The organism is Yoonia sp. 67-2 (assembly GCF_035117555.1).
Classification (GTDB): Bacteria; Pseudomonadota; Alphaproteobacteria; order Rhodobacterales; family Rhodobacteraceae; genus Yoonia.
In genome coordinates this window covers 566,265-580,209 of record NZ_JAYKPK010000001.1, presented here as the reverse complement: position 1 = coordinate 580,209, position 13,945 = coordinate 566,265, and the positions used below count along the sequence as shown (strand labels likewise).

The 13,945-nt window shown below is 60.9% G+C and carries 12 protein-coding genes; 7 read left to right on the top strand and 5 right to left on the bottom strand.

From position 1 onward, the window contains the following. Position 1 precedes the first annotated feature (1 nt). Entirely contained in the window at positions 2–2,098 is a 2,097-nt protein-coding gene (locus tag VOY09_RS02965) for a bifunctional rhamnulose-1-phosphate aldolase/short-chain dehydrogenase (protein WP_322892374.1), read from the bottom strand. Positions 2,099–2,263: 165 nt separating this feature from the next. On the opposite strand from VOY09_RS02965, the gene VOY09_RS02960 reads away from it, so the two are divergent. From VOY09_RS02960 to VOY09_RS02930, 7 genes are read left to right on the top strand one after another with little or no spacing between them, the layout of a single operon-like run. Next, entirely contained in the window at positions 2,264–3,076 is an 813-nt protein-coding gene (locus VOY09_RS02960; protein WP_322892375.1) for a DeoR/GlpR family DNA-binding transcription regulator, read from the top strand. Positions 3,077–3,104: 28 nt separating this feature from the next. Beyond that, the gene (gene rhaS, locus VOY09_RS02955; protein ID WP_322892376.1) at positions 3,105–4,097 is read left to right on the top strand and encodes a rhamnose ABC transporter substrate-binding protein; all 993 of its coding nucleotides are present in this window, start codon (positions 3,105–3,107) and stop codon (positions 4,095–4,097) included. A 60-nt stretch (positions 4,098–4,157) separates the two neighbouring features. Continuing rightward, on the top strand, positions 4,158–5,654 hold the full coding sequence (locus tag VOY09_RS02950) for a sugar ABC transporter ATP-binding protein (protein ID WP_322892377.1): 1,497 nt from the start codon (positions 4,158–4,160) through the stop codon (positions 5,652–5,654). Next, positions 5,651–6,619: an ABC transporter permease gene (locus VOY09_RS02945; RefSeq protein ID WP_322892378.1), complete on the top strand. Its 969-nt coding sequence runs from the start codon at positions 5,651–5,653 to the stop codon at positions 6,617–6,619. Before VOY09_RS02950 ends, VOY09_RS02945 begins: the two co-directional genes overlap by 4 nt. Further along, positions 6,616–7,602: an ABC transporter permease gene (locus tag VOY09_RS02940; protein WP_322892379.1), complete on the top strand. Its 987-nt coding sequence runs from the start codon at positions 6,616–6,618 to the stop codon at positions 7,600–7,602. The genes VOY09_RS02945 and VOY09_RS02940 overlap by 4 nt, the downstream gene beginning before the upstream one ends. Beyond that, positions 7,603–7,917: an L-rhamnose mutarotase gene (rhaM, locus tag VOY09_RS02935; RefSeq protein WP_322892380.1), complete on the top strand. Its 315-nt coding sequence runs from the start codon at positions 7,603–7,605 to the stop codon at positions 7,915–7,917. Further along, complete coding sequence (locus tag VOY09_RS02930) at positions 7,914–9,272, top strand: FGGY-family carbohydrate kinase (protein WP_322892381.1); 1,359 nt, start codon at positions 7,914–7,916, stop codon at positions 9,270–9,272. Before rhaM ends, VOY09_RS02930 begins: the two co-directional genes overlap by 4 nt. A 10-nt stretch (positions 9,273–9,282) precedes the next feature. Here VOY09_RS02930 and VOY09_RS02925 read toward each other — a convergent pair whose 3' ends face one another. The 4 genes from VOY09_RS02925 to VOY09_RS02910 all read right to left on the bottom strand — a co-directional run bounded on the left by VOY09_RS02925 (position 9,283) and on the right by VOY09_RS02910 (position 13,834). Further along, positions 9,283–10,029, bottom strand: a complete 747-nt coding sequence (locus VOY09_RS02925) for a metallophosphoesterase family protein (RefSeq protein WP_322892382.1) — start codon at positions 10,027–10,029, stop codon at positions 9,283–9,285. 4 nt (positions 10,030–10,033) lie between these two features. Continuing rightward, positions 10,034–11,707 carry an iron ABC transporter permease gene (locus tag VOY09_RS02920; protein ID WP_322892383.1) on the bottom strand — a complete coding sequence of 558 codons (1,674 nt, stop codon included), beginning with the start codon at positions 11,705–11,707 and terminating at the stop codon, positions 10,034–10,036. Between the two features lie 71 nt (positions 11,708–11,778). Further along, a complete protein-coding gene (locus VOY09_RS02915) occupies positions 11,779–12,738 on the bottom strand; it encodes an ABC transporter substrate-binding protein (RefSeq protein ID WP_322892384.1) in 960 nt (319 codons plus the stop codon). Between the two features lie 22 nt (positions 12,739–12,760). Then, the gene (locus VOY09_RS02910) at positions 12,761–13,834 is read right to left on the bottom strand and encodes an ABC transporter ATP-binding protein (RefSeq protein WP_322892385.1); all 1,074 of its coding nucleotides are present in this window, start codon (positions 13,832–13,834) and stop codon (positions 12,761–12,763) included. Positions 13,835–13,945: the final 111 nt, after the last annotated feature.

The window sequence follows — 13,945 nt, the reverse complement described above, 5'->3', positions numbered from 1 at the left end:
CCTAGCGCGTGAACGCTTCTTTATTGCCGGCATCGACGTTCAGGATATTGCCGGTCGATTTGGCGGACAGGTCCGAGGCGAGGAAATAGACGCCTTCGGCGATGTCCTCGGGCAGGACCGACCGTTTCAGCAAGGACCGTTGGCGATACATTTCCTCTAGCCCGTCCTTGTCGGTCTGATAGGTGCTGGCGCGCTGGTCGAGCCATTCGCCGGACCAGATTTTCGATCCGCGCAGCACGGCATCGGGGTTGACGGTGTTGACGCGGATGCCCGCATCTGCGCCTTCCAGTGCGAGGCAGCGTGCCAGATGAATCTCGGCCGCTTTCGCCGTGCAATAAGCGCTGGCATTGGGGCTGGCGGCCAAACCGTTCTTGGAGGCGACAAAGACGACCGACCCGCCGATCCCTTGTTTGCGCAGCAGTTTGAACGCTTCGCGGCTGACAAGGAAATAGCCGGTGGACAGGATATCCATGTTCTTGTTCCACAAGGCCAGCGTGGTGTCCTCGACCGGGGCAGAGGAGGCGATACCGGCGTTGGAGACCAGAATATCGACGCCGCCGAATTCCAATGCTGTTTGTGCATAAGCGGCAATGACCTGCGCCTCGTCCGTGACATCCATGGCGCAGGCGCGCACGACATCTGCGCCAAAGGCTTTCGCCATGCCAGCCGCCACATCATCCACCGCCGCACCGTCGATATCGGCGAGCATGACGCAGGCACCTTCTTTCAGCAGCCGTTCGGCGGTGGCGGACCCGATCCCGCCCGCGCCGCCTGTGACGAGGGCGATGCGACCAGCCATGGATTTGGGTTTCGGCATCCGTTGCAACTTGGCTTCTTCCAACAGCCAATATTCGATATCAAAGGCTTCCTGTTCCGGCAGGCCCTGATAGGTGGACACAGCAGACGCGCCGCGCATGACGTTGATCGCGTTGACATAGAATTCGCCCGATATCCGCGCCGTCGCCTTATCCAGCGCAAAGGTGATCATGCCGACGCCGGGGACCAGATAGACCACCGCATTGGGGTCGCGTAGGGCGGGGCTGTTGTCATGTTTGCAGCGGTCGTAATAGGCGGCGTAATCGGCACGGTAATCTTCGATCGCGGGGGCAAGGCTGGCCAGCGTTGCGGCGATATCCGGGTTGGCCGGGTCGAAATCCACCACCAGCGGGCGGATTTTCGTGCGCAGGAAATGGTCCGGGCAGGAGGTGCCCATCGGGGCGAGCGTGTCCAGCATTTCAGAGCCGACGAACTCCAGCACCGCAGCAGAATCATCGAAATGGCCGACCTTGTGCCGGTCGCCCGAGATCAGCCCGCGGATCACCGGCATCAGCTGTGCCGCCACCACGCGGCGTTCCTCTGCGGGCAGGTCCGGGCGTTTGACGCCGCCAAAGGCGGGCTTGCTTGCGGATTGTTCTGCCAGCCAATCGGCGGCTGTGTTGATGATTTCCAGCGTGGTCAGATAGCAGTCTTTGGCATCATCGGCCCAGGTGAACAGGCCGTGACTTTCCAACACCGCACCGCGCATCTGGGGATTTTCCGTTGCCAGCTTTTCCAGCCAAAGCCCCAGTTCATAGCCGGGCTTTTTCCATGGCAGCCAGCCGATGTCGTCGCCGAACACTTGGGTCGTCAGGTCGCGCGAATTGACTGAGGCGGCGATGGCGATGATCGCGTCAGAATGGACGTGATCAACATGCTTGCGCGGCACATAGGCGTGCAAGGGCGTGTCGATGCTGGCGGCACGCGGGTTGAGGTTGAAGGTGCAATGCGGCAGATAGCCGACCATTTCATCCTCATGGTCCAGACCGCGATACATGCCCTTGAGCGCTTGCAGCTTGTCCATGTAGAGGGTCGAAAACCCGTCCATCTTGATGGACCCGATATCGCCGCCGGAGCCTTTGACCCACAACACCTCGACCTGATCACCGGTCAGCGGGTCGCGTTCCATCACCTTGGCGCTGGTATTGCCGCCGCCGTAATTCGTCACGCGCTTGTCAGAGCCGAGCAGGTTGGAGCGGTAAAGCAGCTTTTTCGACTCGCTCATGCCAGCGGCCTGCGCGTCATCCCACAGGTTTTTCAAATGGTTGTCGGGTGCTGTCATGATATCCTCCTCTGACCTCTGGCTGAAAATTGCGCCGAGTTCGCAATGAAAGTCAATCAATAACAATCATATTCAATCATGCTGCGCCGCAGAAATGATTGTGATGACTGAAAATGATTGACAATGATTGTTTTAGTTGGAAACTAGGCAACAGGGGAGACGGTAATGCACGAAAGCGAACGCCACAGGATCATCTTGTCATCCATCGAAGGCAGGCCCGTTGTCACGGTCGCCGATCTGGTCACGTTGACAGGGGCGAGCGAGGCCACGATCCGCCGCGATATCGCCGCACTGCATCTGCAAAAGAAACTGCGCCGGGTGCGCGGCGGGGCGGAATCAGTGTCGCCATCGCAATTCGTCAGCATCAATGCCCGGCCTTTCAGCCTCAACGAAACCATCCGTCTGGCTGAAAAACGCGCGATTGCCCGCGCCGCAGTCGATCTGTGCAAAGATGGCGAGGCGATCATCATCAACGGTGGCACCACGACATTCCAGATGGTCCATCCGCTGACGGCGCGCCGATGCCAGGTCTTTACCAACAGCTTTCCAATCGCGGAACATCTGCTGAAACATTCCAAAAATACGGTTCTGCTGCCTGCCGGTGCAATCTACCGCGAACAGAACATCATCCTGTCGCCCTTTGACGAGGATGGCAGCCGCAATTTCTATGCCAGCCGCATGTTCATGGGCTGTCGTGGCCTTGGCGCGCTCGGGTTGATGGAGGGGGACCCGATGCTGGTGCAGGCCGAACAAAAGCTGATTAATCAGGCCGATGAACTGGTGGTTCTGGCCGATAGCACGAAGTTTTCCGCCCGCTCCAGCCTGCTGCTCTGCGCGCTGTCACGCATTCATACCGTCATCACCGACGAAGGGATCAGTGACCGCGACGCCGCCATGCTGGACGCGGCGGATATCAAGCTGATCGTGGCCCGCACAGGGGCCGCTGACAGGACGGAGGACCGGGCAGGCGACGCCTGACGGATTTTTAACTGGGAGGAACGAAACAATGTCTATTATGAAGAAAGCGCTGGCCTCTGCCGCCTTTGCATCCTTGATGCTGGCGCAGCCTGCTGCTGCCGAAAACGTGCGGATCGCGCTGGTGGTCAAGGCGCTGGGGATCGGCTTTTTCGAAGCCGCCAACGAAGGCGCAGAGGAAGCCGCTGCCGAATTGGGTGATGTCGAAATCATCTACACCGGCCCGACCAGCACCACCGCCGAAGGCCAGATCGAGGTGATCAACGCCCTGATCGCGCAAGGCGTCGATGCCATCGCAATTTCCGCCAATGACCCCGACGCGGTGGCCCCCGCGCTGCAACGTGCGATGGACCGTGGCATCACCGTGATTTCATGGGATTCCGGTGTCGCCCCTGCGGGTCGTCAGATGCATCTGAACCCGTCATCGCCGGAACTGATCGGCAATACGATCATCAAACTGGCCGCCGACCAACTGCCGGATGGCGGCGATGTGGCGATCCTGTCGGCGACCTCGACATCGACCAACCAGAATATCTGGATTGAAGAGGCGACGAAGGTCCTGCCTGATTACCCCGGCATCAACCTTGTCGCGACGGTTTACGGCGATGACCTTGCCGATAAATCCTACCGCGAAGCGCAGGGCCTGATGTCCACCTATCCTGATCTCAAGGCGATTATCGCCCCGACGACGGTGGGTATTCTGGCGGCGTCACAGGCTGTCGCCGATGCGGGTAAGATTGGCGAGGTGAATGTCACCGGCCTTGGTCTGCCGTCGGAAATGGCGGGGGCTGTGGAATCCGGTGCAACAATCAGCTTTGCGATCTGGAACCCGATTGATCTGGGTTACGCTGCAACGATGATTTCCTACAACCTGCTGAAAGGCGAAGCGACCGCCGAACCGGGTGCGACCATTTCGATGGGCCGGATCGGCGAGGCCGTGCTGGACGACAACAATGAGGCAGCGATGTCTGATCCGTTCACCTACGATTCCTCGAATATCGACGAATTCAAGTCGATCTTCTAATCGCTTCTGCCCCGGCAAGGTGTGACTTTGCCGGGGCCCCATTTCCCAAAGGCCAGTCTGATGGAACCCATCCTGTCGCTTCGCGGCATTTCCAAGTCATTTCCGGGTGTCAAAGCCTTGCAGGACGTCCAGCTTGACCTTTACCCCGGTCAAGTCACCGCCCTGATCGGCGAAAATGGTGCCGGTAAATCCACCACGGTCAAAGTGCTGACCGGCATCTACCAACCCGAAGAAGGCACGATCACCGTCGCGGGTGAGGTGGTGCAATTTGCCAATGCACAGGCCGCCACCGATGCTGGTGTCACCGCGATCCATCAGGAAACGGTGCTGTTTGACGAATTATCCGTGGCCGAGAATATCTGGCTGGGCCATGCGCCGCGCACACGGTTCGGCCTGATTGACCGCCGCGCGATGCGTGACGGGGCGCGCGAATTGCTGGTGGGGATCGGGTCGTCGATGGACCCTGATCTGCGGCTGGGTGATCTGGGCATTGCGTCCAAACATCTGGTGGCGATTGCGCGCGCCTTGTCCACTGACGCCCGCGTCGTGGTGCTGGATGAACCGACAGCGGCATTGAGCCACAAGGAAATCCACGAGCTTTATGATCTGGTCGAGACGCTGAAGGCGCAGGGGAAGGCGATCCTGTTCATCAGCCATAAATTCGATGAAATCTTCCGGATCGCCGACCGCTATACTGTCTTTCGTGACGGGCAATTCGTTGGCGCAGGTGCAATGAAGGACGTCACCGAAGGCCAATTGGTCCAGATGATGGTCGGCCGCAGCGTCGATCAGATTTTCCCCACCCGCACGCCCAATATCGGGCCGCCCGTTCTGACCGTGGCGGGCTATGATCATCCGACCGAATTTGCCGATATCCGGTTCACCCTGCATCAGGGGGAAATCCTTGGCTTTTACGGCCTCGTCGGGGCAGGGCGGTCAGAGGTGATGCAGGCCCTGTTCGGCATCACCACACCGTCGAAAGGGGCTGTGCGCATTGATGACAAGGTCCGCGTGATCCGGTCTACCCATGACGCGATTTCCGCTGGGATCGTCTATGTGCCCGAAGATCGCGGGCGGCAGGGTGCGATCAGGGGTTTGCCGATTTTCCAGAACGTCACCCTGCCGTCACTGTCGCGCACCAGCCGGAACGGGTTCCTGCGGCTGGCCGAGGAATTCAAGCTCGCCCGCGATTATACCCAACGGCTTGACCTGCGCGCCGCCAGTCTGGATCAGGAACTGGGGCTGCTGTCGGGCGGCAACCAGCAAAAGGTGGTGATCGCCAAATGGCTGGCGACCAAACCCCGCGTCATCATTCTGGACGAGCCGACCAAGGGGATCGATATCGGGTCCAAGGCGGCGGTGCATGAATTCATGGCAGAACTTGCCGCCGAAGGGCTGGCGGTGATCATGGTCAGTTCCGAAATTCCCGAAATCCTCGGCATGTCCGACCGCGTCATCGTGATGCGCGAAGGCCGGATCGTGGATGAAGTCACAGGCGATGCAATGACCCCCGAACGTTTGGTCCGCGCTGCCGCAGGCATAGCAGAGGCTGCATGAATACTCTCAAAAACCGCGATGTCTTGCTGGCCTTTGCCATCGTCCTGCTGATCGGCGGGGTGGCTGCGCGTTTCCCCGCCTTTGTGCGGCCCGGCAATCTGGTCAATGTGTTCAACGACACCTCGCCGCTGATCCTGCTGGCGATTGGCCAGATGATCGTGATCCTGACCAAATGCATTGATCTGTCGGTCGCGGCCAATCTGGCACTTTGCGGCATGGCAGCGGCGCTGATGAATGGCATGGGCGTGCCGCTGCCCTTGATCCTGATCGCCGTGGTGCTGATGGGCGGTGCCTTGGGTGCGTTCAACGGTTTGCTGGTGTGGAAACTGGGTATCCCTTCCATCGTGGTCACACTTGGCACGATGACGATCTATCGCGGCACAATCTTTCTGATGACCGGCGGGGCATGGGTCAACGCGCACCAGATGAGCACGGCATTCAAAGCCCTCCCACGCACTATGCTGCTGGGCCTGCCGGTGATGAGTTGGGTGGCGTTACTCGCTATCGCGCTGTTCTTCGTAATCCTGACGCGCACGCCTTTGGGCCGGTCTTTCTATGCCGTGGGCGGCAATCCGCATGCGGCGGTTTACACTGGCATCGATGTCGGGCGGACGCAATGCATTGCCTTTGTCATCTCTGGCGCTTTGGCGGGGCTGACGGGCTATCTGTGGGTTGCGCGCTATGCCGTCGCCTATGTCGATGTGGCCGCCGGGTTTGAATTGCAGGTTGTTGCGGCCTGCGTGATCGGCGGGATCGTCATCGCGGGTGGCGCGGGCAGCGTGATCGGCGCAGTTCTGGGCGCGCTGTTTCTGGGCGTGATCAATAACGCGCTGCCGGTGATTGGTATTTCGCCCTTCTGGCAGATGGCGATTTCCGGCAGTGCCATCGTGATTGCCGTCGCCCTAAACGCCACCCAGAACCGCCCCAAAGGCCGCATCATCCTCAAAGAGGTAGAGCCCACATGACCCAACAACCACATACCGCCCGCGCCATCCCTGACCGGCTGCAATCGCCTGCGGTACGCGCCTTGCGGTCCTGGGAATCAATCCTTGTGGCCGTGGCGATTGCGATCTTTGTCACCAATTCCTTCACCTCGCCCTATTTCCTGAATGCGTGGAACCTGTCCGACGCGACTTTCAACTTTACCGAAAAGGCAATGATCGCGCTGGCCATGGCGCTGCTGATCATCTCGGGCGAGATTGATCTGTCTGTTGCCTCCATCATCGCGCTGGCATCGACTGCGATGGGGGTCGCGATGCAGGCCGGCGCAGGGGTGCCGGTGCTGGTGATCGTCGGCGTGGGCACCGGGGTGCTGTGCGGTGCGTTCAACGGCATTCTAGTCGCGGGCATGGGGCTGCCATCCATCGTCGTGACCATCGGCACGATGAGCCTGTTTCGCGGCATCGCCTATATCGTGCTGGGCGATCAGGCGTTCACCGGCTATCCGCCCGGATTCGCCTATTTCGGGCAGGGCTATGTCTGGTGGGTGTTCAGTTTTGAGCTGGTTCTGTTCACAGTGCTGGCGGTGATCTACTGGGCTTTGTTGCACCGCAGCAGCTTTGGTCGCGCCGTCTATGCCATCGGGAACAATGCCACGGCGGCGCAGTTTTCCGGCATCCGGGTGGCGCGGGTGAAATTCATCCTGTTTCTGTTGACCGGGTTGATGTCGGGGATTGCCGCGGTTTGCCTGACCTCGCGCCTTGGTTCGACCAGACCCTCCATCGCCGCGGGGTTCGAGCTTGAGGTCGTCACCATGGTCGTGCTTGGCGGGGTCAATATTCTTGGCGGGTCGGGCAGTATTCCGGGCATCGTGCTGGCCGCGCTGATCATCGGCATGGTGACCTTCGGCTTTGGCCTGCTGAATGTGCCGGGGATCGTGATGAGCATTTTCATCGGTGCCCTGCTGATCAGTGTCATCGCCCTGCCACGGCTGTTCGGGAAAAGATGAATGGAAAAATACGCGTTTAAAATGCAGCTGAACCCCGGCATGGAGGATGAATATAAACGCCGCCATGACGCGATCTGGCCGGAACTGGTTGATCTTTTGCATCAGGCGGGGGTCAGCGATTATTCCATCCATCTGGACCGCGACACGCATATCCTGTTCGGTGTGCTGTGGCGAAAGGAGGGTCACGGCATGGATGCGCTGCCCGATCATCCTGTGATGCAGCGCTGGTGGGCGCATATGGCGGACATCATGGAAACCGGGCTGGATAATGCGCCCGTCGCCACGCCGCTGACGCCCGTCTTTCACATGCCATGAGGAAGATCGCCGTCATCGACGTGGGCAAGACCAATGCCAAACTGGCACTGGTCGAGGAAGGCTCCCTGCGCGAGATCAGCGTCGTCACCCGCCCCAACAAGGTGCTGCCCGGCCCGCCTTGGCCGCATTTCGATCTGGACGGGCATTGGGATTTCTTTCTGCTCAATCTGGCGGAATTTCATGCGAATTGGGGTGTCGATGCAATTTCGGTTACCACCCATGGCGCGGCGGCGGTGCTGCTGGATCACGCGGGCGGGCTTGCCGCGCCGATGCTGGACTACGAACATGACGGCCCGGATGATCTGGACGCTGAATACAACAGGCTGCGCCCCGATTTCAGCCTGACCGGTTCGCCACGCCTGCCCAATGGGCTGAACCTTGGCGCGCAATTGCATTGGATGTTTGCGACGGACCCCGGTCTGCGGGACCGCACCGCGCATGTCCTGACCTATCCGCAATATTGGGGCTGGCGGCTGACCGGGCAGATGGCCTGTGATGTATCCTCCTTGGGCTGCCACACCGATCTGTGGGACCCGTGGAAAGGGCAGATTTCGCCGCTGGTGGCCCGGCTCGGATTGACCGACAAGATGGCGTCACCACGCAGACCAGATGAGCAATTGGGACAGCTTTTGCCCGAAATTGCCAAGATCACTGGCATGACCACAAAGACCCCCGTCAGCGTGGGCATCCACGATTCCAACGCCTCGCTTTACCCGCATCTGCTGGGGCGATCAGACCCGTTCGCCGTCGTCTCGACCGGCACCTGGGTCGTCTGCATGGCGGTTGGCGGCGATCCCATCACACCCGACCCGGGCCGCGACGTGCTGGTCAATGTCTCTGCCCGCGCAGAGGCGGTGCCATCCGCCCGCTTCATGGGCGGACGCGAATATGATCTGATCCGTCAGGGCGACAACACCGCGCCGGACATAATGGACCGCGCCGATGTCCTGCAGCGCGGACTTATGCTGCTGCCTGCGGTCGACCCCGGCTCCGGCCCGTTTCAGGGGCAGGTCATGCGCTGGACAGCCGACCCCGCCACGCCGGGGCAAAAGGCATTGGCGCTGGCCTGGTATCTGGCACTGATGACCCGCATCTGTCTGGACCTGACCGGCGCGCGCGGTCCGGTCATCGTCGAGGGACCCTTTGCCCGCAATCAAGACTATCTCGACATGCTCTCTGCGCTGTCGTCAGGCGAGGTCGCGGTGGCAGATTCCGCGACCGGCACCTCTGTCGGGGCGACCTTGCTGTGTCTGCGGCATGCCGCCCCGACACAGACGCAATCGGTCGCGCCGCCGACTGACAGCGCAAGCCTGATCACCTATGCAAAGCACTGGCACAGCCTGACCGGGCGATAGACGACGTGGTTTAAGTGACGCCAACCCAATGGGTGACCATATGATCCGGCGCGATCAGATGCAGCTCAAACGCAGGTTCGCTTTGCACCGGATTATGCGGATCAGCGCCAGTCAGCGACAGGCTCAGCCCATGGCCAATCGCCGGGGCCGTGCTGGCAAGACAGCCGGCCCAGAGGCTCTGCATCGCGCGATGCGCATGGCCCGCAATCACCCGGCAAACGGCGCCCTGCGCGACCAGACCGGCCAGCGCCCGAGCCTGCGTAAACCCCGCCTTGTCCAGATGCGGCGCGCCGGTCGGGAACGGCGGATGGTGCAGGGCGAACAGCACCGGCCCGGTCGCGCGGGCGAGGGCCTGTTCGAGCCACGCCAGCCGCGCATGATCAACCCCGCCACTGCCATCCGGCAATGTGCTGTCCAAGGCGATCAGATGCAGGTCTCCGATCTGCCGGGTGAAACTCAGATGATCCGGCGCATAATCGACCCAATCGGCAAAAGCGGCACGAAAGGCCGGTGCAGGGTCGTGATTGCCGGGCATTGGCAACAGCGGCACCGGTGCGTCGCGCAATAATCCCAGCGCGGCGTCATAGCCGCGCGCGCTCCGGTCGATGATATCGCCGGTCAGGATGATCGCATCGGGGCGCATCGCCATCGCGGCGATCTGCGCAAAGGCCCGGCGCAGGGCATCGGCGGGATCATGCGCCGGATATGCGCCATCATCACGCAGATGCAGATCGGTGATCTGGGCAATCAGCACCATCAGCCTATCCTGAAAACGCGCTGCTGCCTTGCCGCGCCAACCAAAGGTTCACGCCCAGCAATATGCCAGAGGTGATGGTAATCGCAATCACGCTCATCGCCATGCCGGTCTGGACCGATCCTTGCTCGAACTGCGCGAACACAAATGTCCCGACGGTGCGTAGCCCCGCAGGCGCCAGCATGATCGAGGCGACAAGCTCGCGCGAGGCGATGGCGAAAACCAGCATCATCGCGGCAATCAGCGACGGCGCCATCAGCGGCAGGATGATATGGCGCAGGGCCTGCATCTGATCCGCCCCCGCAACGCGGGCCGCATCATCCAGCGAGCCGGAGATTTGCCGCAACCGTGCGACGGCATAGCGGATCGGATAGGGCAGCAGAATGCCGATATAGGCGATCAGCAGGATCGCCGCCGTGCCATAAAGCGTGACCGGCAGATAGGGTGAATTCCAGACCAGAATGATCCCCACCGCCAGCACGATGGCCGGAATAGCATTGGGCAATACCGACAACCCGTCCATCACCACGCGGCCCCGGCCCGTACCGCGCACGACGATATAGGCGACCAGCCCACCGATGATGGCCGTCGCAAAGGCGGTCAGCACAGCCAGCCAACCGCTGGTCAGCAAGGCTTGTCCCGCGTTGCTGCCCGCCTCGAATATCGGCGCATAATGGCGCAGGTCGAAATTTGACCACAGCAGCCCGCCCGAAATTGTGCCCATGACTGACGTCACCGCAATGGCAATCAGCGGAATAACCACGCCGATCACCGCGACCAGCATGAACAACCCCAGCACCGGCCAGCGCCAGGACCCCAGATCGGCCTTGTCCAGATCGGCAGGCTTGCCAGTCTGGCTGATATAGGATCGCCGCGTCGCGATCCAGTTCTGCAGCACATAGGCCGCCAGCACCATCGCCATCAGCATCACCGACCCCAGCGCCGCACCGGACAGATCAATCGGCCAGTCCGACAGGCGGGTATAGATGCCGGTCACCAGCACCTCGAACCCGGTGCGGGATGCAAGGGCGGCGGGGGTACCGAATTCCTCGATCGACAGGGCAAAAACGATCAGCAGGCTGGCGGCAATCGCCGGGATCGACAACGGCAGGGTGATCAGGAAAAACGCAGGCATTGGCCGCGCACCATGCACCCGCGCCGCCGCGGCAAACCGGCCACCAACCATTTCCAACGCGCGCGAAACAGCGAAATAGACCAAAGGAAACAGGTTCAGCGTCATCACAAAGGCAACGCCGGTAAAGCTGAACAGGAACCCGCCCAGATCAAAACCGACAAGCTGGAACAGATAGCCGCGCGGCTGCAAGGTCATCATCCAGGCAATCGCGGCGATGAACGGCGGGATCAGAAACGGGATCAGGAACACCACATCCCAGACACGCGCGCCGGGCACATGGAACAGTCCGCGCAGCACACCAATGGGCAGACCAAAGATCAGACAGCCCAGCATCACCGAAAACGCAAGGCTGACGGTATTGCGCGCTTGCGTGATCAGCCGGTCATTCTCGGTCAGGATCGCGAGGCTGGCAAAAGCGCCTTCGAATGATCCGCGCGCAAATTCGGGAAAGATTGCTTGCATCAGGATGAACAGAACCGGCAAGCCAACAAGGATCAGCAGCGCCGCCGCCGCCAGAAGTGTCAGAACAGATTGCGCGCGCAGCATGTGTTATCTTCCTTGGTGCATGCAAATGGCCCCGAAAATGCTCGGGGCCATGCACGTCAATCCGGTCCGGATCAGCGGTTGATGACAGTGTCGTTGAAACGCGCGATGATCTCATCGCGGCGGGCGGCAACGGCATCTTCGTCGACGGCGATCACCGACAGATCGGCGATACCGGGGCGCAGACCTGCGATATCGGCACGGGCGGGCATCATCCATGTCTGGGCAACCATCTCCTGACCGGCATCCGACAGCACAAAATCAACGAATTGCTGTGCAGCCTCTGGCTGGGCGGTGGAATTGAGGATCATCATCGGACGGGGCGCGATGACCGTGCCGCTTGCTGGCACGATGACTTCGATGGTTTCTCCGTCAGCGGCCTGACCATAGCTGATGTAATCCACAGCGCCAAAGACCACGGCCTTGGCACCCTGCAACACCGGGTTCAGCGCTGCGGCATTCGGGCCGGGCACGATCATGTCATTATCGGCCAGTGCGGCCAGCAGATCCCAGGCCTCTTCGCCCATCGCGGCTTCCAGCCCGGCGACCAGATCAAAGGCGGTGCCTGATTGCGCAGGGTCGGGCATGGTGATCATATCACGATAGACCTCATCGGTCAGGTCGGACCATTCGGCAGGGCGCGGCACGTCGCTCTGGCTGTTCCAGACCAGCGCCAGCGCTGAAATCCCCTGCGCGGTATAATGGCTGGTCTTGAGGCTATCGGGCACATTTTCCGCATTGGGCGACATATACTCCATCAGCAACCCGCGTTCCTGCATATCGACAGCGGACCCCCAGCTGGCCGAGACAACGACATCCGCCTGCGGATTGGCTTCTTCAGCTTCCAGCCGCGCCATGACCTGCCCGGTGGTGCCCTGAAACACATTCACGGTGATCCCGGTTTCGGCCTGAAACGCCTGCGCCAGCGCATCGGCCAGACCGCCGGGTCCGGCTGTGTAGAATGTCAAAGTATCGGCCTGGGCAAAGCTGCCGATCAGGCCAAAAGTCGCGGCAAGAACTGTCGTACGGTTCATGTTATGGTCCTTTTACATGAGTTTAATTTGTAAAAACACGCAGCCGATCAGGATCAATCGACAGCGGTATCTGGCTGTTCACAAGGGCAGGGCGGTCGGTCGGGCAGACAAGGCTCGCGCCCGCGCCGCCCAATCCCAGATGCAAAAGGTAACGGTCACCCTGAAACTGGCAGCGCAACACCTGCGCCATCAGCGCGCCCTGCGGATCGGGGCGGACGGCGGTGCGCGGGATCAGAATGCGTGCCGGTCCTTCGGGTGACATCCCGGCAAGATGGGGCAGATTGATCCGGTCCTGTGCGCAGGTAAAGCCGCGCGTGGCGCTGACACTGCCGTCGATCAATGCACCGATATTCAGAAACTGCGCCACCGCCACCGAGGCTGGTGCCGCGAACAGATGTTCCGGCACGGCGATCTGCGCGATCTCACCGCCCAGCATGACAGCGACACGGTCCGCGATCGTGAAAGCTTCGGATTGGTCATGCGTGACATAGATCGCTGACAGACCCAGTTCGCGCAATAACGCACCGATTTCCAGTGCCAGACCTTCACGCAATTCGCGGTCAAGGTTGGACAAAGGCTCATCAAACAGCACCAGCGGCGGTTCCGCCACAATCGCGCGGGCCAGCGCCACGCGCTGCTGCTGTCCGCCTGACAGCGTGCCGGGAAACCGATCCGCCAGATGTGCCAGACCGACACGGTCCAGCGCCTCATGCGCGCGTTTCTCCCGCGCGCTGCGGCCCAGTTTGCGCATCCGCAGCGGGAAGGCGACATTGTCCAGCACGCTCAGATGCGGCCAGATCGCGTAATCCTGAAACACCATGCCAATGCCACGCTTTTCCGGGGCAGCGTTGAATTTGCTGCCATCAACCACGGATTTGCCAGCGATCTGCATCTGTCCGCTTGTCGCAGGCAAAAGCCCCGCCGCGATCCGCAGCAATGTGGTCTTGCCGCAGCCCGAGGGGCCCAGCAATGCCACAACCTCGCCCGGCACCAGATCAAGGTCGATATTGCGCAGGACCTGCGTATCGCCAAAGGATTTGGCGATACGCTTGGCCTGCAGGGCATAGCTTGGATCGGCTGCGACATTTTGTATCATAAGATGATCCCGTAGCGCCACGATGTTACGGTTTTGTGACGGAGCTGCGCCCTTTCAAGAAAGGGGCAGAGCCGCCGACAATCAGGAATTGAAGTCGCCGATCACCTACAT

Coding starts and splice junctions, on each gene's coding strand:
- VOY09_RS02950 (WP_322892377.1), top strand. CDS start 4,158: ATGGAACCCATCCTGTCGCTTCGCGGCATTTCCAAGTCATTTCCGGGT.
- VOY09_RS02940 (WP_322892379.1), top strand. CDS start 6,616: ATGACCCAACAACCACATACCGCCCGCGCCATCCCTGACCGGCTGCAA.
- VOY09_RS02920 (WP_322892383.1), bottom strand. CDS start 11,707: ATGCTGCGCGCGCAATCTGTTCTGACACTTCTGGCGGCGGCGGCGCTG.
- VOY09_RS02910 (WP_322892385.1), bottom strand. CDS start 13,834: ATGATACAAAATGTCGCAGCCGATCCAAGCTATGCCCTGCAGGCCAAG.
- VOY09_RS02945 (WP_322892378.1), top strand. CDS start 5,651: ATGAATACTCTCAAAAACCGCGATGTCTTGCTGGCCTTTGCCATCGTC.
- VOY09_RS02925 (WP_322892382.1), bottom strand. CDS start 10,029: ATGGTGCTGATTGCCCAGATCACCGATCTGCATCTGCGTGATGATGGC.
- VOY09_RS02960 (WP_322892375.1), top strand. CDS start 2,264: ATGCACGAAAGCGAACGCCACAGGATCATCTTGTCATCCATCGAAGGC.
- VOY09_RS02915 (WP_322892384.1), bottom strand. CDS start 12,738: ATGAACCGTACGACAGTTCTTGCCGCGACTTTTGGCCTGATCGGCAGC.
- VOY09_RS02930 (WP_322892381.1), top strand. CDS start 7,914: ATGAGGAAGATCGCCGTCATCGACGTGGGCAAGACCAATGCCAAACTG.
- VOY09_RS02965 (WP_322892374.1), bottom strand. CDS start 2,098: ATGACAGCACCCGACAACCATTTGAAAAACCTGTGGGATGACGCGCAG.
- rhaM (WP_322892380.1), top strand. CDS start 7,603: ATGGAAAAATACGCGTTTAAAATGCAGCTGAACCCCGGCATGGAGGAT.
- rhaS (WP_322892376.1), top strand. CDS start 3,105: ATGTCTATTATGAAGAAAGCGCTGGCCTCTGCCGCCTTTGCATCCTTG.